Source organism: Citrobacter freundii complex sp. 2025EL-00176, from assembly GCF_053309355.1.
In genome coordinates this window covers 218459-239970 of record NZ_JBRYHT010000005.1, presented here as the reverse complement: position 1 = coordinate 239970, position 21512 = coordinate 218459, and the positions used below count along the sequence as shown (strand labels likewise).

20 protein-coding genes are annotated in these 21512 nt (G+C 53.4%); 12 read left to right on the top strand and 8 right to left on the bottom strand.

What is annotated here, in order from left to right:
* Window positions 1-109 precede the first annotated feature (109 nt).
* From ACVXHP_RS13145 to ghrB, 6 genes are all read left to right on the top strand, one after another.
* The gene (locus ACVXHP_RS13145) at window positions 110-772 is read left to right on the top strand and encodes an OmpA family lipoprotein (RefSeq protein WP_003827397.1); all 663 of its coding nucleotides are present in this window, start codon (window positions 110-112) and stop codon (window positions 770-772) included.
* 101 nt (window positions 773-873) lie between these two features.
* A complete protein-coding gene (locus ACVXHP_RS13140) occupies window positions 874-1890 on the top strand; it encodes a LacI family DNA-binding transcriptional regulator (protein ID WP_200008803.1) in 1017 nt (338 codons plus the stop codon).
* A gap of 100 nt (window positions 1891-1990) precedes the next feature.
* Complete coding sequence (locus ACVXHP_RS13135; RefSeq protein ID WP_447571608.1) at window positions 1991-2740, top strand: sugar phosphate isomerase/epimerase family protein; 750 nt, start codon at window positions 1991-1993, stop codon at window positions 2738-2740.
* Between the two features lie 3 nt (window positions 2741-2743).
* Window positions 2744-3682 (top strand): sugar kinase, encoded by a 939-nt coding sequence (locus ACVXHP_RS13130; protein WP_447571607.1) that lies wholly within the window; start codon window positions 2744-2746, stop codon window positions 3680-3682.
* A gap of 64 nt (window positions 3683-3746) precedes the next feature.
* A complete protein-coding gene (locus tag ACVXHP_RS13125) occupies window positions 3747-5027 on the top strand; it encodes an MFS transporter (RefSeq protein ID WP_447571606.1) in 1281 nt (426 codons plus the stop codon).
* 22 nt (window positions 5028-5049) lie between these two features.
* Entirely contained in the window at window positions 5050-6024 is a 975-nt protein-coding gene (gene ghrB / locus ACVXHP_RS13120; protein ID WP_447571605.1) for a glyoxylate/hydroxypyruvate reductase GhrB, read from the top strand.
* A gap of 57 nt (window positions 6025-6081) precedes the next feature.
* On the opposite strand, the gene ACVXHP_RS13115 is transcribed toward ghrB, so the two are convergent.
* On the bottom strand, window positions 6082-6792 hold the full coding sequence (locus tag ACVXHP_RS13115) for a DUF3053 domain-containing protein (protein ID WP_200008808.1): 711 nt from the start codon (window positions 6790-6792) through the stop codon (window positions 6082-6084).
* Between the two features lie 380 nt (window positions 6793-7172).
* Here ACVXHP_RS13115 and ACVXHP_RS13110 point away from each other — a divergent pair, with 380 nt between their 5' ends.
* The 3 genes from ACVXHP_RS13110 (at window position 7173) to cueP (ending at window position 8683) form a co-directional block, all read left to right on the top strand.
* Window positions 7173-7463 (top strand): HTH-type transcriptional regulator, encoded by a 291-nt coding sequence (locus tag ACVXHP_RS13110; protein ID WP_003024273.1) that lies wholly within the window; start codon window positions 7173-7175, stop codon window positions 7461-7463.
* Between the two features lie 280 nt (window positions 7464-7743).
* Window positions 7744-7956, top strand: coding sequence for a transcription antiterminator/RNA stability regulator CspE (gene cspE, locus ACVXHP_RS13105; RefSeq protein WP_000014594.1), 213 nt, complete (start codon window positions 7744-7746; stop codon window positions 7954-7956).
* A gap of 187 nt (window positions 7957-8143) precedes the next feature.
* Entirely contained in the window at window positions 8144-8683 is a 540-nt protein-coding gene (gene cueP / locus ACVXHP_RS13100; protein ID WP_001620860.1) for a copper-binding periplasmic metallochaperone CueP, read from the top strand.
* 64 nt (window positions 8684-8747) lie between these two features.
* Here the strand turns inward: cueP and glyS are convergent, their stop codons facing one another.
* The 3 genes from glyS to ACVXHP_RS13085 all read right to left on the bottom strand — a co-directional run bounded on the left by glyS (window position 8748) and on the right by ACVXHP_RS13085 (window position 12136).
* The gene (gene glyS / locus ACVXHP_RS13095; RefSeq protein ID WP_447571604.1) at window positions 8748-10817 is read right to left on the bottom strand and encodes a glycine--tRNA ligase subunit beta; all 2070 of its coding nucleotides are present in this window, start codon (window positions 10815-10817) and stop codon (window positions 8748-8750) included.
* Window positions 10818-10826: 9 nt separating this feature from the next.
* Entirely contained in the window at window positions 10827-11738 is a 912-nt protein-coding gene (gene glyQ / locus ACVXHP_RS13090) for a glycine--tRNA ligase subunit alpha (RefSeq protein ID WP_001168551.1), read from the bottom strand.
* 95 nt (window positions 11739-11833) lie between these two features.
* On the bottom strand, window positions 11834-12136 hold the full coding sequence (locus ACVXHP_RS13085) for a YsaB family lipoprotein (protein ID WP_447571603.1): 303 nt from the start codon (window positions 12134-12136) through the stop codon (window positions 11834-11836).
* 172 nt (window positions 12137-12308) lie between these two features.
* Here ACVXHP_RS13085 and ACVXHP_RS13080 point away from each other — a divergent pair, with 172 nt between their 5' ends.
* Window positions 12309-13304, top strand: coding sequence for an acyltransferase (locus tag ACVXHP_RS13080; protein ID WP_447571602.1), 996 nt, complete (start codon window positions 12309-12311; stop codon window positions 13302-13304).
* Here the strand turns inward: ACVXHP_RS13080 and yiaB are convergent.
* The 3 genes from yiaB to xylA all read right to left on the bottom strand — a co-directional run bounded on the left by yiaB (window position 13301) and on the right by xylA (window position 16682).
* Window positions 13301-13666 carry an inner membrane protein YiaB gene (gene yiaB / locus ACVXHP_RS13075; RefSeq protein WP_447571601.1) on the bottom strand — a complete coding sequence of 122 codons (366 nt, stop codon included), beginning with the start codon at window positions 13664-13666 and terminating at the stop codon, window positions 13301-13303. The genes ACVXHP_RS13080 and yiaB overlap by 4 nt on opposite strands.
* A 166-nt stretch (window positions 13667-13832) precedes the next feature.
* A complete protein-coding gene (xylB, locus tag ACVXHP_RS13070; protein ID WP_447571600.1) occupies window positions 13833-15287 on the bottom strand; it encodes a xylulokinase in 1455 nt (484 codons plus the stop codon).
* A gap of 72 nt (window positions 15288-15359) precedes the next feature.
* Window positions 15360-16682: a xylose isomerase gene (xylA, locus tag ACVXHP_RS13065; protein ID WP_042311674.1), complete on the bottom strand. Its 1323-nt coding sequence runs from the start codon at window positions 16680-16682 to the stop codon at window positions 15360-15362.
* Window positions 16683-17040: 358 nt separating this feature from the next.
* On the opposite strand from xylA, the gene xylR reads away from it, so the two are divergent.
* Window positions 17041-18219 (top strand): D-xylose utilization transcriptional activator XylR, encoded by a 1179-nt coding sequence (gene xylR, locus ACVXHP_RS13060; RefSeq protein WP_200008814.1) that lies wholly within the window; start codon window positions 17041-17043, stop codon window positions 18217-18219.
* Window positions 18220-18289: 70 nt separating this feature from the next.
* Here the strand turns inward: xylR and ACVXHP_RS13055 are convergent, their stop codons facing one another.
* Window positions 18290-19114 (bottom strand): protein bax, encoded by an 825-nt coding sequence (locus ACVXHP_RS13055; RefSeq protein ID WP_042311671.1) that lies wholly within the window; start codon window positions 19112-19114, stop codon window positions 18290-18292.
* A gap of 316 nt (window positions 19115-19430) precedes the next feature.
* Between ACVXHP_RS13055 and malS the strand changes: the two genes are divergently transcribed.
* Window positions 19431-21461, top strand: a complete 2031-nt coding sequence (malS, locus tag ACVXHP_RS13050) for an alpha-amylase (protein WP_447571599.1) — start codon at window positions 19431-19433, stop codon at window positions 21459-21461.
* The last annotated feature ends 51 nt before the right edge of the window (window positions 21462-21512 follow it).

The window sequence follows — 21512 nt, the reverse complement described above, 5'->3', positions numbered from 1 at the left end:
GTTACTTACAAATTTCAGAGTCTTCCCTGGAATTTTCTTCATGTTCACACGTCATAATCAACCGCCACCGTCGCTGTGGCAAAGAAGAATAAGTCATTAAGGAATTGAGATGAAGAAACGTGTTTTTGTTATTGCTGCCATCGTGAGCGGCGCCCTGGCGGTTTCTGGCTGCACAACAAACCCTTACACCGGCGAACGCGAAGCGGGTAAATCCGGCATTGGTGCAGGTATTGGCTCTCTGGTCGGCGCGGGTATTGGCGCACTCTCTTCTTCGAAGAAAGATCGCGGCAAGGGCGCACTGATTGGCGCAGCGGCTGGCGCGGCCGTTGGCGGTGGTATCGGCTATTACATGGACGTGCAGGAAGCAAAACTGCGCGAAAAAATGCAGGGAACCGGCGTCAGCGTGACGCGTAGTGGCGATAACATCATTCTGAACATGCCAAACAACGTCACCTTCGACAGCAGTAGCGCTAACCTGAAACCTGCCGGGGCTAACACCTTGACCGGCGTGGCTATGGTCCTGAAAGAGTACAATAAAACCGCGGTTAACGTGCTAGGCTTCACCGACAGCACCGGCAGCCAGGATCTGAATATGCGTCTGTCGCAGCAGCGCGCGGACTCCGTCGCCAGCGCCTTGATCACTCAAGGGGTCGCGGCTAACCGTATCCGCACTCAGGGTATGGGTCCGGCAAATCCAATCGCCAGCAACAGCACGGCGGAAGGTAAAGCGCAGAACCGTCGCGTTGAGATTACCTTAAGCCCGATCCAGTAACGTTTTGAGCCGGAGACAGGCGGCGCCCGATCCGGCATGAAGCACTTGCCATCGTTGATTTTCGCGTTAAGGTGTTGTCACCAAATTCAGGGAAATCAGCGATGAGCAAATCAACACGGGCAACCATCAGCGATGTGGCGAAGGCCGCAAAAACCGGCAAGACCAGCATTTCACGTTACCTCAACGGTGAAAAGCACCTGCTGTCCGACGCGCTGCTGGCCCGCATTGAACAAGCCATTGCCGATCTCGACTACCGGCCCAGCCTGATGGCACGCGGCCTGAAACACGGTCGCACCCGCCTGATTGGCCTGATCATCGCAGACATTACCAATCCCTACTCCGTCAACGTATTGAGCGGAATTGAAGCCGCCTGTCGCGATAAAGGCTTTACCCCGCTGGTATGTAACACCAACAACGAAGTGGATCAGGAGCTGCACTATCTTGACCTGTTGCGCAGTTACCAGGTCGAAGGGATTGTGGTCAACGCCGTTGGGATGCGCGAAGAGGGGCTGAACCGACTGCAACAGTCTGCGCTACCGATGGTACTGATTGATCGTAAAATTCCCGATTTCGCCTGTGATATGGTCGGGCTGGATAACACCCAGGCGGCAACGGTTGCCACGGAACACCTGCTTGAACAAGGCTTTGAGGCCATTCTGTTTCTCAGCGAACCACTCGGCATGGTGAATACCCGCCGCGAACGTCTGAGCGCCTTTCGCGCCACGCTCGCACGCTACCCCGGCGTTATCGCGCAAAATGCCGAAGTTCCGCTCACGGACAATACGCAACTGGATGACACGCTGCGCCAGTTTCATCAGCAGCATCGGGGAATGCGCAAAGCCGTTATTTCCGCCAACGGTGCCCTCACGCTACAAGTTGCCCGCGCCCTGAAGCGTATTGGCCTCAACTGGGGCAGCGACATCGGGCTACTTGGTTTTGACGAGCTGGAATGGGCCGAGCTGGCGGGTGTCGGCATTACCACGCTGAAACAACCCACATGGCAGATTGGCTACACCGCCGTGGAACAGGTTGTACGCCGGATCGAGGGTGGCTCTGATGCCATTCAGGAACAGGTTTTCTCGGGTGAACTGATCGTGCGCGGCTCTACCGCCCGCTAAATTTCCTTCGTGATGGTGATCATAAATTCAGCATCATGGGCTTTTCTTTGGAACCGGTTCCATCTAGCGTTATAGCAAGAACGCTGGTTATGGAGTTTCCATGAAAAGAAAAATTATGGTGGTTACCGCCGCCTACGGCTATGAGCAGGTCCGCGCTGCGGGTGGACAAACCGCCATGCTGCCTATCATTGCTGAAGCCGGTGCTGACGGCGTCGAAATTCGCCGCGAGATGTTAACTGACACCGAACTCACCACACTGTCAACGATGGCCTCAGCGATCGAAATCTTCGGCCTGCTGGCCTGTTACTCGGCACCTGAGCCGCTGTTCCTTGAGGACGGTAACCTCAATCCCCGTCTTCCGGCGCTACTTGCGGAAGCGCAAACCCTGCAAGCGCTGTGGTTAAAAGTCTCCCTTGGTCATTTTTCCCATACCGGGCAGTTCGACGTTTTACGTAAATGGCTGGACGACAGTGGGATGGAGCTGGTTGTCGAGAACGATCAGACCTGCTGCGGACGCCTGCAGCCGATGCTGCGCTTTAACGAAGCCTGCCAGACGCAAAACCTGCCGATATCGCTGACCTTCGATATGGGCAACTGGCTGTGGGTTGGCGACTCCCCGGAAGAGGCGGCGAAAAACCTGGCGCCAACCGTGGGATACATCCATGTCAAAGCCGCCGTTACGCATCGCGACAGCTACCGTGCAGTGCCGCCTGATGCAGCCGATCCGCGCTGGCTGACGCTGTTAAAAACGCTGCCTGACGATGTTCCGCGTGGAATTGAATTCCCCCTGGAAGGACAGGATTTGACGGCGGTTACCCGCCATTACGTCGAGCTGTTACGCGAGGAGTAACGCATGAAGAATTCACTGGATGTGGTCACTATTGGTGAAGCGATGGCGATGTTTGTCGCCACGCAAACCGGCGACCTGGCGGATATAGAGCAGTTTATCAAGCGCGTTGCAGGCGCTGAACTCAACGTGGCGACCGGTCTTGCTCGTCTGGGTCTGAAGGTAGGCTGGGTAAGCCGCGTAGGTAACGACAGTTTTGGCCGTTTTATTATTAAGTCGCTGGAAAAAGAAGGGATTGATGCGCAGGGAGTCACCCAGGACGAGCGCTTCGCTACCGGCTTTCAGCTTAAATCTAAGGCCGAAAATGGAACCGATCCCATCGTGGAATACTTCCGCAAAGGTTCCGCTGCCAGCCATCTCAGTATTGAGGATTACCACGAGGACTATTTTGCCAGCGCGCGTCACTTGCACCTGAGTGGCGTGGCAGCCGCGCTTTCCGCCAGTTCCTATGAACTTCTGGCGCATACCGCCCGCGCCATGAAAGCTCAAGGTAAGACTCTCTCATTTGACCCGAATTTACGTCCGGTGCTGTGGAAAAGCGAAGCCGAGATGGTGGAAAAACTGAATCGTTTGGCATTCCAGGCTGACTGGGTTTTGCCTGGTCTAAAAGAGGGAATGATTCTCACCGGCCAACAAACGCCTGAAGCCATCGCCGACTTTTATCTGCGCCATGGGGTGAAGGCAGTCATTATCAAAACCGGGGCAGATGGCGCCTGGTACAAAACCGCCAGCGGCGAGCACGGCTGCGTCGCCCCTGTAAAGGTCGACAACGTGGTTGATACGGTCGGCGCAGGCGATGGCTTTGCCGTGGGCGTGATCAGCGCCCTGCTGGAAGGCCGCTCGCTGCATCAGGCGGTGACCCGCGGCAATAAAATTGGCGCACTGGCCATTCAGGTTCAGGGCGACAGCGAAGGATTACCCACACGTGAACAATTAGGGGAATAAATCCCCGGCCACCGCTGTACCCTACATACAGAGGCGGCGTATCAGCATAACCAGAGGGCAGTCTATGAATAGCTCAACCAATGCAGCAAAACGCTGGTGGTACATCATGCCAATCGTGTTTATCACGTATAGCCTGGCGTACCTTGACCGCGCGAACTTCAGCTTCGCCTCCGCCGCAGGCATTAACGAGGATCTCGGCATTACCAAAGGGATCTCTTCTCTGCTGGGCGCTCTGTTTTTCCTTGGCTATTTCTTCTTCCAGATCCCGGGCGCAATTTACGCCGAGCGCCGCAGCGTACGAAAACTGATTTTTGTCTGCCTGATCCTGTGGGGGGGTTGCGCCTCGCTAACCGGGATGGTCAGTAATATTCCGATGCTGGCCGCTATCCGCTTTATTCTTGGCGTCGTTGAAGCCGCCGTGATGCCCGCAATGCTGATTTACATCAGCAACTGGTTTACGAAATCCGAGCGTTCACGCGCTAACACCTTCTTAATCCTCGGTAACCCGGTTACCGTCTTATGGATGTCCGTCGTTTCCGGTTATCTCATTCAGGCGCTGGGCTGGCGGGAAATGTTCATCATCGAAGGCTTCCCGGCCATCATCTGGGCGTTCTGCTGGTGGGTACTGGTAAAAGACAAACCGTCTCAGGTCGGCTGGCTGTCGGAATCCGAAAAAGCTGCGCTTCAGGCCCAGTTGGAACAAGAGCAACAAGGGATCAAAGCCGTGCGTAACTACGGTGAGGCCTTCCGCTCACGTAACGTCATCCTGCTGTGTATGCAGTATTTCGCCTGGAGTATTGGCGTCTACGGGTTTGTGCTGTGGCTGCCGTCCATTATTCGCAACGGTGGCGCAAATCTGGGGATGGTCGAAGTTGGCTGGCTGTCATCCGTACCGTATCTGGCAGCGACGGCAGCGATGATTCTCGTCTCCTGGGCCTCTGATAAACTGCAAAACCGTAAGCTGTTTGTCTGGCCGCTGTTACTGATTGCCGCTTTCGCCTTTATCGGCTCCTGGGCCGTTGGCGCAGATCACTTCTGGGTGTCCTACACGCTGTTGGTTATCGCGGGTGCGGCAATGTACGCCCCATACGGTCCCTTCTTCGCCATCATTCCTGAAATGCTGCCGCGCAACGTGGCTGGCGGTGCCATGGCGTTGATTAACAGCATGGGCGCGCTAGGCTCATTCTTTGGTTCCTGGTTTGTCGGCTACCTCAATGGCGCAACCGGCAGCCCGTCCGCCTCGTACATTTTTATGGGGGTAGCGCTTTTTGCCTCAGTATGGCTAACTTTAATTGTTAAGCCTGCTAATAATTCCCACATTCCGGTTGGCGCACGCCACGCTTAAATTTTAACTTACGGAGATTCGCATGAAGCCGTCCATTATTCTCTATAAAGCGTTACCTGACGATTTACTGCATCGCCTGGAAGAGCATTTTACTGTGACTCCTGTACCGAACCTGCGCCCGGAAACGGTCGCACAGCACGCCGAGGCCTTTGCCAACGCCGAAGGTCTGCTGGGCTCCAGTGAAGCCGTCAATACCGCGCTGTTGGAGAAAATGCCCAGGCTGCGTGCGACATCCACCATTTCCGTAGGCTATGACAACTTCGATGTCGATGCCCTCAACGCGCGTAAGGTACTACTGATGCACACACCAACCGTGCTAACAGAAACCGTCGCCGATACGGTAATGGCGCTGGTGTTGAGCACCGCTCGTCGCGTGGTGGAAGTTGCTGAACGGGTAAAGGCAGGCGAATGGACCAAAAGCATCGGGGCCGACTGGTTTGGCACCGATGTCCACCACAAAACGTTGGGTATTGTCGGTATGGGTCGTATTGGGCTCGCGCTGGCGCAACGTGCGCATTTTGGCTTTAGCATGCCGATTCTCTATAACGCCCGCCGTCATCATCAGGAAGCGGAAGAACGCTTCAACGCGCGTTACTGCGATCTCGACACGCTGTTGCAGGAGTCTGATTTTGTCTGCCTGATCCTGCCGTTAACCGACGAAACACATCATCTGTTCAGTACCGAGCAGTTTGCCAAAATGAAGTCTTCCGCCATTTTCATTAACGCTGGACGTGGCCCGGTAGTCGATGAAAAAGCGTTGATTAGCGCTCTGCAAAACGGCGACATTCATGCCGCAGGTCTGGATGTATTTGAGCAGGAGCCATTAGCGACAGACTCTCCGCTGCTGTCACTACCCAACGTGGTGGCCGTGCCGCACATTGGTTCCGCCACGCACGAAACGCGCTATAACATGGCGGCCTGTGCGGTGGATAACTTAATCGATGCGCTGCAAGGAAAAGTGGAGAAGAACTGCGTCAACCCGCAGGTCGCGCAATAAACAAAAGGCCGGGTAGCGCTCTCGCTTACCCGGCCTTCTATGTATTACAGCACTCTTTTACTGCGCGGCATTCACCGCAGCAGTCCAGGCTTGAGTAAACGCCTGATGCTGAGCAGCCAACGGGCCGATCAGCGTGTTGTACTGACTTGCCTGTTGTGAAGTTGGGAACTGGATACCGTTGGCGACAAAGCTCACCTGCGTATCCTGCTGCGCCACAAAATCACCGACCTGCACCAGTTGCTGCGTGAAGATTTGCGCGGCAGGGATTAGCGGCTGTAACGCCTCTGAAGGTGCAGTGACGACTTTATTGTAGACCTGGTCAAAGACCGGCTTGAGATCCTCGGCCTGCTTCAGCGCGCCATGCGCAGCATCTGCCTGCAATTTCGCATTCTGCAACTGTTGCCCTAACACACCCAGTGCGCCATTTGCCTGACGCAGCGGTTCACGCTGGGTCACATAATCCTGAGGAACACGAATTGCATTTACGCTATCAACGACCGGACGCAGACCGGAGTCCATCGCCTGATTAACCTGTTGAGAATAGCCATACAGAATCGCGTAATCGGACACAAACGGGCCAAACTGTTTTTTCTGATCGGCGGTCAGCGTTGGTAGACGCTCCCCGCTACGCATTGCAGTATTCTGCAGAAAATCGATAAACGCTTTGCGCTGATCGCCTTCTTTATCAAAACACCCACTCAGGCCAACTACCATTAAGAGCGCCAAAACAGGCGCAAACCAGCGAGAGCAGGACTTACCTGTCGCCATTTTAATACTCCTTTCACCCAAAAATGCGCACAACGACACCCGCGTGCCAGACGTTGACAAGGATAGTCCAGGTCAGGCCCGCAAGATACCCTTTCCGCGTAATCTTGTGAGGGAAAATAACCGCTCCCGCCCCCCTTCGTTTTGCTAAACAATGCGCCACTGAACTGCCAGGGTCATATTTTCGCCATCTTTACAATCGGCAGCGATCGTTCGGAGATCGCGACCTTAATCAGTTTGTTAGCCTGTAAAGGCTTGTCGCTCATGCTCTGCTGAAACGAATCCATCACGCAAACCTGAGATCCGACTTCATTTTTTCCGACTACTCTTAATGAGCTTCGATGAAATTCACGATCCCGCTGTGTGATTTGTAGGAGTTCTCAATGGAATACAAAGATCCTATGTTTGAACTGCTGAGCAGTCTGGAGCAGATTGTTTTTAAAGATGTATCGCAGACGGTTACTCTGACGCAAAAAACCAACCCTTTCACCGAATTTGAACAGCTACGACGAGGGACTGGTTTAAAAACAGATGATTTTGCCCGGGTGATGGGCGTAACGGTCGCGATGGTTCATGAATGGGAGTCTAAACGCGTAAAGCCTTCCACTACCGAATTGAAGTTGATGCGCCTTATCCAGGCCGATCCGAGATTAAGTAAACAATTGATGGATTGAGTTTTTTTTTAATTTTGCTGAAGAACGGTCCGGTAAAAGGGCCGTTCCCTTACGGAGGGTATCCACAAATAAGAAAATAGTAGTTGCATCCACAGGCGTAAAATGAGTTAATGCTCTCAACGGTTTGACGTACAGACCATTACAGCAGTTTAGTAAGGCAAGTCCCTTCAAGAGTTATCGTTGATACCCCTCGTAGTGAGCATTTCCTTTACTGTTAAAAAATCTGTAGAGCACGCCATATCGCCGAAAGGCACACTTATTTTTTAAAAGGTAATACACTATGTCCGGTAAAATGACTGGTATCGTAAAATGGTTCAACGCTGATAAAGGTTTCGGTTTCATCACTCCTGACGATGGCTCTAAAGACGTGTTCGTACACTTCTCTGCTATCCAGAACGATGGCTACAAATCTCTGGACGAAGGTCAGAAAGTTTCCTTCACCATCGAAAGCGGCGCTAAAGGCCCGGCAGCTGGCAACGTAACCAGCCTGTAAGCTTAAAAAGCTCAAAATTCTGAATCCCTGCCAAACGGCGGGGATTTTTTTTATCTGTATTTCGCCATACATCCCATCGAAACGCGTCTTTGCATTACTTTACCCACCGCACCTTTGACCTTTCCCTAAGGGCAAGCTTTATAGTGAGCCAGTCTGTATTCCATAATGTTCACAAGGAATTGAAGCTATGTCGAAATCTTCACTGCTGCTGGTTTTAGGTTTGCTCACAACGGGTACTGCATTTGCGGCGACCCCGGAAGCCACTTTTCTGGCGGAACATGGACTCAGCGGTAAATCCGTTGAGCAAATCGTAGAGACTATTGACCAGTCGCCACAGAGTCGGCCGTTGCCTTACTCAGCGTCTGTCACCAGCACCGCGCTGAAACTCTCTTCTGGCGATCAGGTTTATACCCTGCCGCTCGGTGACAAGTTCTACCTGTCATTTGCCCCTTATGAATGGCAAACACATCCTTGCTTCAACCACAGTCTGTCTGGCTGCCAGGGCGAAATGCCGGAGAAGACATTCAATGTCAAAGTGACGGACAGTAAGGGAGAGGTAGTGGTACAAAAAGCGATGAAGAGCGGTCGAAACGGCTTTGTCGGGGTATGGCTACCGCGCAATATGGAAGGCACCATCGCAGTAAGCTACAACGGTAAATCAGCCGAGTATCCCATTAAGACCATGGAAGACAGCCAGACCTGCCTGACTAAGTTGCAGCTGCGCTAATAACATAAAAAAATGCCGGATACGCATTGCGCTATCCGGCATTTTCTCAGTCAGCTCAGGACCGTTACTGCAGCAGAGAAATATCCGCCACGTGCAGGAACAGCTCGCGCAGTTTTTCGAGCATCGACAGACGGTTAATACGCAGATCTTTATCTTCTACGTTAACCATGACTTTCTCGAAGAACGCATCGACCGGTTCACGCAGTGCCGATAACTCAACCAGCGCTTCCTGGTAATGCCCGGCTGCAAAGACAGGCTCCAGCTTGTCGCGCAGCACTACAACCTGCATCGCCAGCGCAATTTCTTCCGGCTCTTTCAGCGTTGCCGCATTCACGCGGTCGTTCAGCGTTTCTTCAGACTTCGCCAGGATGTTCGATACGCGCTTGTTCGCCGCAGCCAGCGCGGACGCGGCTTCCAGCGTACGGAAGTGCGAAACCGCCTTCATACGTGCGTCGAAATCAGCCGGACGAGTCGGACGACGCGCCAGCACGGCCTGAATGGTATCGACGGTATAACCTTCGTCCTGATACCAGGCGCGGAAGCGACCGAGCATAAAGTCGATAACGTCATCCACGACTTTCGCGTTGGTCAGCTTGTCGCCGTACAGACGAACCGCTTCCTCGGTCAGCGTTTGCAGATCGAGATTCAGGTTCTTCTCAACGATAATACGCAGAACGCCCAGCGCGGCACGGCGCAGCGCAAACGGGTCTTTGTCGCCTTTCGGATGCTGGCCGATACCGAAGATACCCGCCAGGGTGTCCATCTTGTCGGCAATCGCCACGGCACAGGCTACCGGGTTAGACGGCAGGTCATCGCCGGCAAAGCGCGGCTGATACTGCTCGTTCAGCGCCACGGCTACATCTTCCGCTTCGCCATCGTGACGCGCATAGTGCATGCCCATCACGCCCTGGGTGTCGGTGAACTCGAAGACCATGTTGGTCATCAGGTCACACTTGGACAGCAGGCCCGCACGCGTTGCATGGTTAACGTCAGCGCCAATCTGACCAGCAATCCAGCCCGCCAGCGCCTGGATACGATCGGTCTTGTCGCGCAGCGTACCCAGTTGCTGTTGGAACAGCACGGTTTGCAGACGCGGCAGATGATCTTCCAGACGTTTTTTACGGTCGGTATTGAAGAAGAACTCGGCATCCGCCAGACGCGGGCGAACAACTTTCTCGTTACCGGAGATAATCTGGATCGGATCTTTCGATTCGATGTTGGCAACGAAGATAAAGTTCGGCAGCAGTTTGCCGTCATTCGCGTAAACCGGGAAGTACTTCTGGTCACCTTTCATGGTGTGAACCAGCGCTTCTGACGGAACCGCGAGGAATTTATCTTCGAACTTCGCGGTCAACACTACCGGCCATTCCACCAGCGAGGTGACTTCTTCCAGCAGGCTTTCGCTCAGGTCGGCGTTACCGCCAATTTTACGCGCCGCTTCTTCAGCATCGGCTTTGATTTTCGCTTTACGCTCAGCGTAGTCCGCAATCACTTTCCCGCGCTCACGCAGGATTTCTGGGTATTGATCGGCAGAATTGATGGTGAATTCCGCTTCGCCCATAAAGCGATGGCCACGAATCACGCGATCGGACTGAATGCCCAGAATCGTTGCCGGAATCACTTTGTCGCCCAGCAGCAGGGTCACGGTGTGAACCGGACGCACGAAGTGGACGTCAGACGCGCCCCAACGCATCAGTTTCGGGATTGGCAGCTTAGCCAGCGAGGTGGCGATCATGTTCGGCAGCAGCGCTTCAGCGCTTTCGCCTTTCACATGCGCGCGGTACAACAACCATTCGCCTTTATCGGTGGTCAGACGCTCGGCCTGGTCAACGGTGATACCGCAGCCACGCGCCCAACCTTCTGCCGCTTTGCTCGGTTTGCCTTCGGCGTCAAACGCCTGAGCAATTGCCGGGCCGCGTTTTTCAACTTCACGGTCAGGTTGCGCTTCAGCCAGGTTCGCGACTTTCAGCGCCAGACGACGCGGTGCGGCGAACCACTCAACGGTGCCGTGCGCGATGCCAGCGTTATCCAGCTCCGCGGTAAAGTTCGCAGCAAAGGACTCAGCCAAGCTGCGCAGTGCTTTTGGTGGCAGCTCTTCAGTGCCGATTTCCACCAGAAAAGTTTTCTCAGACATGGCCGCCTCTTATTTGTCTTTGTTGCACATCGGGAAGCCAAGGGCTTCACGGGAAGCGTAGTAAGCTTCTGCCACTGCTTTAGTCAGGGTGCGAATGCGCAGAATATAACGCTGACGCTCGGTGACGGAGATGGCTTTACGCGCATCCAGCAGGTTGAAGCTATGGGCGGCTTTCAGAATACGTTCATACGCAGGCAGCGGCAGTGGGTTTTCCAGCGCCAGCAGCTGCTGCGCTTCTTTCTCGTACTGCTCGAAGCAGGTGAACAGGAAGTCCACATCGGCGTATTCGAAGTTGTAAGTGGATTGCTCCACTTCGTTCTGATGGAACACGTCGCCGTAAGTGGTTTTACCCAGCGGGCCGTCGCTCCAGACCAGGTCGTAAACGCTGTCTACGCCCTGAATGTACATGGCCAGACGTTCCAGACCGTAGGTAATTTCCCCGGTTACAGGTTTACATTCCAGACCACCAACCTGCTGGAAGTAAGTGAACTGCGTGACTTCCATACCGTTCAGCCACACTTCCCAACCCAGACCCCAGGCACCCAGCGTCGGGTTCTCCCAGTTATCTTCCACGAAACGGATGTCGTGGATGGTCGGGTCCATACCCAGCTCTTTCAGAGAACCCAGGTACAGCTCCTGAATGTTGTCCGGAGACGGCTTAATCACTACCTGGAACTGATAGTAGTGCTGTAAGCGGTTCGGGTTTTCGCCATAGCGGCCATCGGTCGGACGACGAGAAGGCTGCACATACGCAGTCGCCATCGGTTCCGGCCCCAGCGCACGCAGGCAGGTCATTGGGTGAGATGTCCCCGCGCCGACTTCCATGTCCAATGGTTGAACGATGGTGCAGCCCTGGCGAGCCCAGTAATCCTGTAAGGTCAGGATCAAGCCCTGGAAGGTCCTGGTATCAAACTTTTGCATATTATTTCGTGCTGGATACGTGTGGATTTAAAGGAAGCGGTCAGTATACCCGCTGGCTGCAAGATATACAGTACGAAACGGGAAAAAGGGGAAACTTAGCGCATGGAAAGGTGCAAAAACTGCCCGTCTGCGTCAAAAGAGCAGACAAAACTCTCTTTACGGAAGGTCGAACCGCGCATCTCATAGCTGCCCTGGAATTGTTCCAGGCCGGCGATATCAATTTTCTGCGTGCCGGTGTTATAAAGTTCTGCCGCCTCATTTTTGCACAATGACGCCATATCGAGCGAACGTGCGGCATTCACCTTTTGCGCCTTCTGCGCAGGTGCAGGCGGCGGTGTGTCGGCGCATGCCGCCAACAAAAGGATAGCGATCGCGGGAAAGAAATACTTCATCATCATTTTATTACCGCCTGGTTTGCTGGTCAGTCTTATTATTAGTGTCTGGACACAGATCCTATTTTGAGAATCTCATCAGACCATCTCAAGCTTTAGCGTAAAAACTCAGATTATTCCAGTGAGTTACGCTCGCAAAATATCGGTCAGACTTTTTTTAATGGAGACAGAGGAACTGATGCAGCCCAAAATTTTCTGGATTGATAACCTGCGCGGAATAGCTTGTTTAATGGTCGTGATGATCCACACCACAACCTGGTACATCACCAATGCGCACAGCGTCAGCCCGTTGAATTGGGATCTGGCCAATGTGCTCAATTCCGCCTCTCGCGTCAGCGTCCCGCTGTTCTTTATGATTTCGGGCTATCTGTTTTTTGGCGAGCGCAGCGCCAAACCGCGCCATTTCACGCGCATCGCGCTGTGCATTCTGTTTTACAGCAGCGTGTCGCTGGCCTATATCCTGTTGTTTACCTCGATCAATGCTGAGCTGTCGCTGAAAAACCTGCTGCAAAAACCGGTGTTTTATCACCTGTGGTTTTTCTTCGCCATCGCCGTCATCTACCTGGTTTCCCCGCTGATACAGGTGAAAAATATCAGCGGCAAGATGCTGCTGGCGCTCATGGTAGTGATTGGGGTGATTGCCAATCCCAACACCGTCTCGCAAAAAATTGGCGGTTTTGAGTGGCTTCCCATCAACCTGTACATCAGTGGCGACACGTTCTATTACATCCTGTACGGCATGCTGGGAAGGGCGATTGGCATGATGGATACACAGAAACGCTCGCTCACCTGGCTCTGTGCGGCGTTGTTCATCGTCGCCGTGTTTGTTATCTCTCGCGGCACGTTGCATGAACTGCGCTGGCGAGGCAATTTTGCCGATACCTGGTACCTCTACTGCGGCCCGGCGGTATTTATTTGTGCCGTCTCGCTCCTGACGCTGGTCAAAAACACGCTCAGCACGCGCACTCTGCCGGTATTGGGCCTTATTTCCCGCCACTCGTTGGGTATTTATGGCTTTCATGCGCTGATCATTCACGCGCTGCGCACCAACGGTTTAGAACTCAAGAACTGGCCGCCGCTGGATATGCTGTGGATTTTTAGCGCCACGCTGGCGGGTAGCCTGCTGTTGTCCATACTCTTGCAGCGCATTGATACACGCAGGCTGGTGAGTTAAGACTCGCCGTTTTGCTCATTCTGCCGTGGGCGCAGGAGTAAAACTTGTCCGGCCAAACACACGAAGAATGCTGCCGGGTATAGCCCCTTTTCGATGGGCGCTAACGGAATATTCCATATCCCGACCAGCAACAATCCGATCGTTATGAGCGCCACCATCTGACACACGGAAGTGAAGCGTTCGTCGTTCTGATTAAGATTTACAGCACGCTGATAAGCATACGTCACGAACATTCCCGTCATCAGCGCACCCAAAAAATAGCCTTTGCCGCTTAATAACGGGCAGGCCTGCCAGAAGCCAATAACGTAAATCAGTATGCCAGAGAAGAATAATATCCATGGCAACAGCCTGGTCGTCTTCATTGGGATCTCCTTATCCATCATGGATACAATATGAATAACCCGCTAAATACAACACAGAAAAATGCCACTACGCTACATTTTCAGAATAAATCCATTCCCATCAATTATTTATTAGATTGAAATATATATTTGATAAATCCCCTCTGCTAGCCAGAGGGGAAAGTCGTCAGGACATCAGCGGCTGTAATTGCTGATAAATACGACGGAAGGTTTCCCGACGCTGTTGGTAAAGCGCATGGCGATCAGCATCAGGATAATGCGCCTGTTCCAGCGTAAGCTGCGGCAGTATGTCTGATAACGCCTTTTGCGGGCTCATGGCAATTTGCGCCAGGCGCGCCGCACCGAGTGCAGGACCGACATCGCCGCCGGTACGATAATCCAGCTGCAACCCGCTGATATCAGACAGCATCTGACGCCAGTATTCGCTGCGCGCCCCACCGCCAATGAGCGTAATGCTGGCGGGCTGTACACCGCACGCATGCACCACATCCATGCCGTCGGCCAGCGCAAATCCCACACCTTCCAGTACCGCCCGCGCCAGTTCTGCCGGACCATGCTGATGCGTCAGACCGAAAAATACGCCCTTCGCCTGCGGGTTATTATGCGGCGTACGTTCACCGGACAGATAAGGTAAAAACCAGACCGGTTCGGCGTCTTCATTAGCCTGTTGCGCTGCGGCGATCAATGCCGGTACGCTCGCCAGTCCGGTTAATTTTGCCGCCCAATCCAGGCAGGATGCCGCACTCAGCATCACGGACATCAGGTGCCATCGCTCCGGCAAAGCATGACAAAAACTGTGGACCGCGCTTTCCGGCTTGCTGAGGAAGCCGTCGCTTACCGCAAAATAGACGCCGGATGTACCCAGCGAAAGCATCGCCTGACCGGCATTCATCATGCCTACGCCGACCGCCCCCGCCGCGTTATCCCCGCCCCCGGCAACGACCGCAACCTCACTCATTCCCCAGTCCTGGGCGACTTCTGGCAGCAATGTTCCGGTAATCGCACAACCTTCGTATAACGCAGGCATATGCGCACGAGACAGCTTACAGGCCGCCAGCATGACATCACTCCAGTCACGTTTAGCGACATCCAGCCACATCGTACCTGCCGCATCAGACATATCGCTGGCAAAATCGCCGGTCATACGCAGACGCAGGTAATCTTTCGGCAGCAGCACTTTATCAATCTGGCTGAAAATCTCCGGCTCGTGGCGCTGCACCCACAACAACTTTGGCGCGGTAAAGCCAGGCATCATCAGGTTGCCAGTGATAGCACGAGACTGCGGAACCTGGTTCTCCAGCATTACGCATTCTTCACCGCAGCGGCCATCGTTCCACAGGATAGCGGGACGTAATACTTTCTGTTGTTTGTCCAGTAACGTCGCGCCGTGCATCTGGCCGGCAATCCCTAACGCTTTCACCTCACTGAGCGAATGCTGCTGGCCCAGCGCTTTTACGGCGCGATCCGTTGCCAGCCACCATTGTTCAGGGTCCTGCTCTGACCATAACGGATGCGGGCGCGAGACCGTGAGTTTCTCCGTTTGCGAAGCGATCACATCGCCCTGCTCATTCAGCAGAATGGCCTTTACGCCTGAGGTGCCAAGATCTATCCCGATATACATAGCGTATCGTTCCTTAAAGAAAGGCCCGGCAGCGCGTAGCTTTCCGGGCTTACGGACGTTCTCAGAAACCTGTTATTTGTCGAACAAATAATGGTTTACCAGGTTTTCCAGCAGTTCCTGATGGCCGCTCTGGTGCACTGGCGCCAGGTTATGTTGTTCAGCGTACTGCGCAATTTCCGTCAGCGTCATCTGCCCTTTCAGAATTTGCTGGCCCAGCTCACCATTCCAACCGGCATAACGCTTGGCCACGCGCTGATCCAAACCACCGTCTTCAATCATACGGGCCGCAATTTTCAGCGACAGCGCCATAGTATCCATCGCGCCAATATGACCATAGAACAGATCGTATTTATCGGTACTCTGACGACGGACTTTGGCATCGAAATTCAGACCGCCGGTGGTGAAGCCGCCCGCCTTGAGGATTTCATACATCACCAACGCATTCTCTTCTACGCTATTCGGGAACTGGTCAGTATCCCATCCCAGTTGGGCGTCACCGCGGTTGGCATCGACAGAGCCAAACAGACCCAGCGCGATAGCTGTGGCGATTTCATGATGGAAGGAGTGACCCGCCAGCGTAGCGTGGTTGGCTTCGATATTCAGTTTGATCTCTTTTTCCAGGCCGAACTGCTTGAGGAACCCGTAAACGGTCGCCGCATCGTAGTCGTACTGGTGTTTGGTCGGTTCCTGCGGCTTCGGTTCGATAAGTAAAGTGCCCTGGAAACCCGTTTTGTGTTTATGCTCTACCACCAGTTGCATAAAGCGGCCAATCTGCTCACGTTCCTGACGCAGATCGGTATTCAGCAGCGTTTCATAGCCTTCACGACCGCCCCACAGAACGTAGTTTTCGCCGCCTAGTTTGTGCGTGGCGTCCATCGCCGTGACCACCTGCGTGGCAGCCCAGCTGAACACTTCAGGATCCGGGTTGGTGGCCGCGCCCGCGCCGTAGCGTGGATTGGTGAAGCAGTTTGCCGTTCCCCACAGCAGCTTGACCCCACTTTGTTCCTGTTTTGCCGCCAGCACATCAACCATCTGCGCAAAGTTGTTTTTGTACTCTTTCAGCGATGCGCCTTCCGGCGAGACATCCACGTCATGGAAGCAGTAGTAAGGGACGTTCAGCTTGTGAAAGAACTCAAACGCGACATCCGCTTTGCGTTTCGCCAGCGCCAGTGCTTCTCCAGGCTGCTGCCACGGGCGATCGAAAGCGCCCATGCCGAACATATCCGCACCGTTCCAGCAGAATGTATGCCAATAGCAGGCGGCAAAACGCAGATGATCTTCCATGCGTTTGCCCAACACGATTTCGTCAGGGTTGTAATGGCGAAATGCGAGCGGGTTAGTAGATTTAGTCCCTTCAAAACGAACACGATCGAGTTGGTCGAAATAAGCCTGCATAATAAGCTCCATAATCAGGTAATACGGCGAGTAAACTGCGATATCGCTATACTGGAATTTCCTGATTTATTGCTCAATTACGTTATTTCACACCGCTATTAAGAGAATACCCAAACGTGCGCTGGCTCCCAAAAAAGCGCATTGAAAAAAGAATTAAAAAAGCGATCGCGATCGAAGGTTAATCATTAAACAAAAAACCGTAATGCGCAGATAAAAAATGGCAATTGTCATCCCGCGTTCAGTATGTGAATTTTGCGTAGCATCAGGAAAATAAAAATTTGTCACGCTTCATCAAGCAGTCATACCTGCGGTTTTGCTAGTATCGACAGGCCACGTTAACCTTCCAGGACAGATTCTTATGTTTGATAAACGTCACCGCATCACTCTATTATTTAATGCCAATAAAGCCTACGACCGCCAGGTGGTAGAAGGAGTGGGTGAATATTTACAGGCATCGCAATCAGAGTGGGATATATTCATTGAGGAAGATTTCCGCGCCCGCATTGATAATATCAAAGACTGGTTAGGCGATGGTGTTATTGCTGATTATGACGATGATGACATTGCACAATTACTTGCCGATGTGGATGTTCCCATCATCGGCGTCGGAGGTTCCTACCATGCGGAACAGGATTATCCGCCGGTACATTACATTGCCACTGATAACCACGCGCTGGTAGAAAGCGCTTTCCTGCATCTGAAAGAAAAAGGGATCAACCGGTTCGCATTCTACGGACTGCCCGCTTCAAGCGGCAAACGCTGGGCTGCTGAACGTGAATATGCGTTTTGCCAGCTGGTCGCGAAAGAAAAGTACCGCGGTGTTGTCTATCAGGGGCTGGAAACCGCACCGGAAAACTGGCAGCACGCGCAAAATCGTCTGGCGGACTGGCTGCAAACTCTGCCGCCGCAAACCGGCATTATCGCCGTCACCGACGCGCGAGCGCGGCACGTCCTGCAAGCGTGCGAACACTTGCATATTCCGGTCCCGGAAAAACTGTGCGTGATTGGCATCGACAACGAAGAACTGACCCGTTACCTGTCGCGGGTGGCGCTGTCATCCGTTGCTCAGGGGGCCAGGCAGATGGGGTATCAGGCCGCTAAGCTTCTGCACCGTTTACTGGCGAATGAAGAACTACCGCTGCAACGCATACTGGTCCCCCCAGTACGCGTCATTGAACGCCGTTCAAGTGACTACCGTTCATTGACCGATCCGGCGGTGATTCAGGCGATGCACTTTATCCGCAACCATGCCTGCAAAGGCATTAAAGTCGAACAGGTACTGGATTCAGTGGGGATTTCGCGGTCGAACCTGGAGAAACGTTTTAAGGAAGAGGTCGGAGAAACTATCCACGCGGTAATTCATGCCGAAAAGCTGGAAAAAGCGCGCAGCCTGTTGATTTCCACCACGCTTTCAATCAACGAAATTTCACAAATGTGCGGCTATCCGTCTCTGCAGTACTTCTATTCTGTCTTCAAGAAAGAGTACGACACGACGCCAAAAGAGTATCGCGATGTGAATAGTGAAGTGTTGCTATAGAGAGAATGGCCGGATGGCGGCTTCGTTTGATCCGGCCTACAAGATGATTTGTAGACCGGATTAGCGCACGTTACATATGCGCGGCGATTAAGCGCTGGTTATCCTGATACATTGCGAACAGATAGTTGTTGTAGCTCTGTCCCTTCGTAGAATAACCCTTCAGCTTATGGATCATCGCGGTAGCGGTGACTTCCTGATCGGCTTTACGCAGTTGCGCACGTGACTTACGGAAAGAAGAGTAAGCAGGGTGCGTATTCAGGTTAATGACATAGGCATTGACTGACTCTTTCACTGATTCAAACTGTGAGTAGCCTTTCACCTTACCTGGGGCATTGTTACAACGCCCTTTGCCACATTTCATGCCAAACAGGTTGTTGTTGCTCCGCGCCAGCTTCGACGTACCCCAGCCGCTTTCAGCCGCAGCCATGGTTGCCACCATACTGGTCGGGATAATGTCTACACGCTCAAGCAGCGTATTCCACGGAATTTTACGCGTGTTACCAGACCAGCTCACCTTGTAGCGCTTGGCGATGTCTTTCATCCGCGTACGCTCTGTCGGTGACCAGCGATTCTGGTACTGTTTTGAAATCAGCCAGTTACGATCCGCCGTAATGGCAGCATTTTGGCTGGTAATATAAGGCATAACCGTCCGGAGAAACGCTTTTTTCCTTGGTGTTCCGGAAGGGTATTTTCGCAAATCAGGAAGTGAACTACTCTTTGCACTATTGCGAGAATACTCTTGTTTACTGCTAACCTGTTTATTACTTGCCTTGATTACCTGGGGCTTGTGACTCGTTGTCGCCGTGTGTGTCTTTGCCAGCACCTCACCCGAAAATGCAACGGTGAGTAACATAAGAATCATTGCCCCATATCGTCGAATGGGAGTCAATATCATTAGGTCTCCTGGTCGGATTTATACATTCCAACACCTTATATTTTTCACAAAAATGAGAGATGAATCTCAAATCATATCAAAAATAACGGTCAAGAGCACCCAAAGGAATAGTCCAATTCTGAAACTATGTCACGCGTTAACGATTCGGGCTGCCATTAATTTGATGAAAATGTGGGGGTTATCGCAAAATTAGTTCATTTTTTGCACGCGTTAACTCACCCTCACTTCTCCTCCTGGCGGAATCACCTCAAAGGAGGAGTTTCCGGCCTGATTTCACTGGCAAACTGGCGAAAATCGCAGCATCAAGGACCGCATTATGAAACTTGCCGCCGTTGCGCTGGCGCTAATACCCGGCATTGCCATCGCCTCCACATGGACTTCTCAGGGACTTCCCACCTTCGAAGCGGAAGGCACGGGTAAATTCGTCAGCCATGCAGCGTTGACGAAGGGTACTCGTCCTTTAATTCTGAATTTTGACCAACAGTGCTGGCAGCCAGCTGATGCAATAAAACTCAACCAGATGCTGTCGCTCAAACCTTGTGAAGGCGCCCCGCCGCAGTGGCGTTTATTCAAGGACGGCGATTACACGCTGGAAGTCGATACCCGCTCCGGCACGCCAACGCTGATGCTCTCAGTCAAAAGCGCCGCTGACCCCGTCAGCACCCAAATTCGCCAGTGTCCAAAATGGGATGGTTCGCCATTAACGCTGGACGTCAGTCAGACCTTCCCGGAAGGCACCGTGGTGCGCGACTACTACAGTAACCAAACGGCGACGGTAAAAAACGGGTCGATTACCTTGCAGCCCGCCGCAACCAGTAACGGCCTGTTGCTGTTGGAACGGGCGGAAACCGACTCCCCCGCCGCTTTTGACTGGCATAACGCGACGGTGTATTTCGTCCTGACGGACCGCTTTGTGAATGGCGATGCGGGCAATGACCACAGCTACGGTCGGCGCAACGACGGTATGCAAGAAATTGGCACCTTCCACGGCGGCGATTTACGCGGTCTTGCCAGCAAACTCGACTATCTGCAACAACTGGGCGTCAATGCGCTATGGATCAGCGCGCCGTTTGAGCAAATCCACGGCTGGGTCGGCGGTGGCACCAAAGGCGATTTTCCCCACTACGCCTATCATGGCTACTACACTCAGGACTGGACCACGCTCGACGCCAATATGGGCAACGAAAACGATCTGCGCGCGCTGGTTGACGGCGCTCACCAGCGCGGCATCCGTGTCCTGTTCGATGTAGTAATGAACCATGCTGGCTACGCCACGCTGGCGGATATGCAGGAGTATCAGTTTGGGGCCCTGTACTTATCAGGCGATGAATTGAAAAACACGCTCGGCGAACGCTGGACAGACTGGAAGCCAGCCGCCGGGCAGAGCTGGCATAGCTTTAATGATTACATCAACTTCAGCGATAAAGCCGGCTGGGAAAAATGGTGGGGCAAAAACTGGATCCGCACCGATATTGGCGATTACGACAACCCTGGTTTTGACGACCTGACCATGTCGCTGGCTTTTCTGCCCGATCTGAAAACCGAATCCACCACGCCCTCCGGCCTGCCTAACTTTTATCAGCACAAACCGGATACTCACGCCAAAGCTATCGCCGGCTACACGCCCCGGGACTATCTGACCCACTGGCTTAGTCAGTGGGTGCGCGATTACGGAATTGACGGCTTTCGGGTCGATACTGCCAAACATGTTGAGCTTCCCGCCTGGCAGCAGCTAAAAACACAGGCCAGCGCGGCGCTGATCGAATGGAAGAAAGCCCACCCGGACAAAGCGCTGGATGACAATCCCTTCTGGATGACCGGCGAAGCCTGGGGCCACGGCGTCATGCAAAGCGACTATTATCGTCACGGTTTCGACGCGATGATCAATTTCGACTATCAGGAGCAGGCGGCGAAAGCCGTCGATTGTCTGGCAAATATGGATCTCACCTGGCAACAGATGGCGGAAAAACTGCAGGATTTCAACGTCCTGAGCTATCTCTCCTCCCATGATACCCGGCTGTTCCGCGAGGGTGGAGACAAAGCCGCCGAGCTATTGCTGCTAGCGCCTGGGGCCGTACAACTGTTTTACGGTGACGAGTCGGCCCGGCCTTTCGGTCCCACGGGGTCCGATCCTTTGCAGGGTACGCGCTCAGAGATGAACTGGCAGGACGTGACCGGGAAATCTGCCGCCAGCGTCGCACACTGGCAACGTATCAGCCAGTTCAGGGCCAGACACCCCGCCATTGGTGCCGGTAAACAAACCACACTGACATTGAAGCAGGGGTACGGATTCGTCCGTGAGCGTGGCAACGATAAAGTCATGGTGGTGTGGGCCGGTCAGCATTGATCCTGACGGGCTTCTCGTACTCGCTGATGCGAGAAGCCCAACTCACGATAA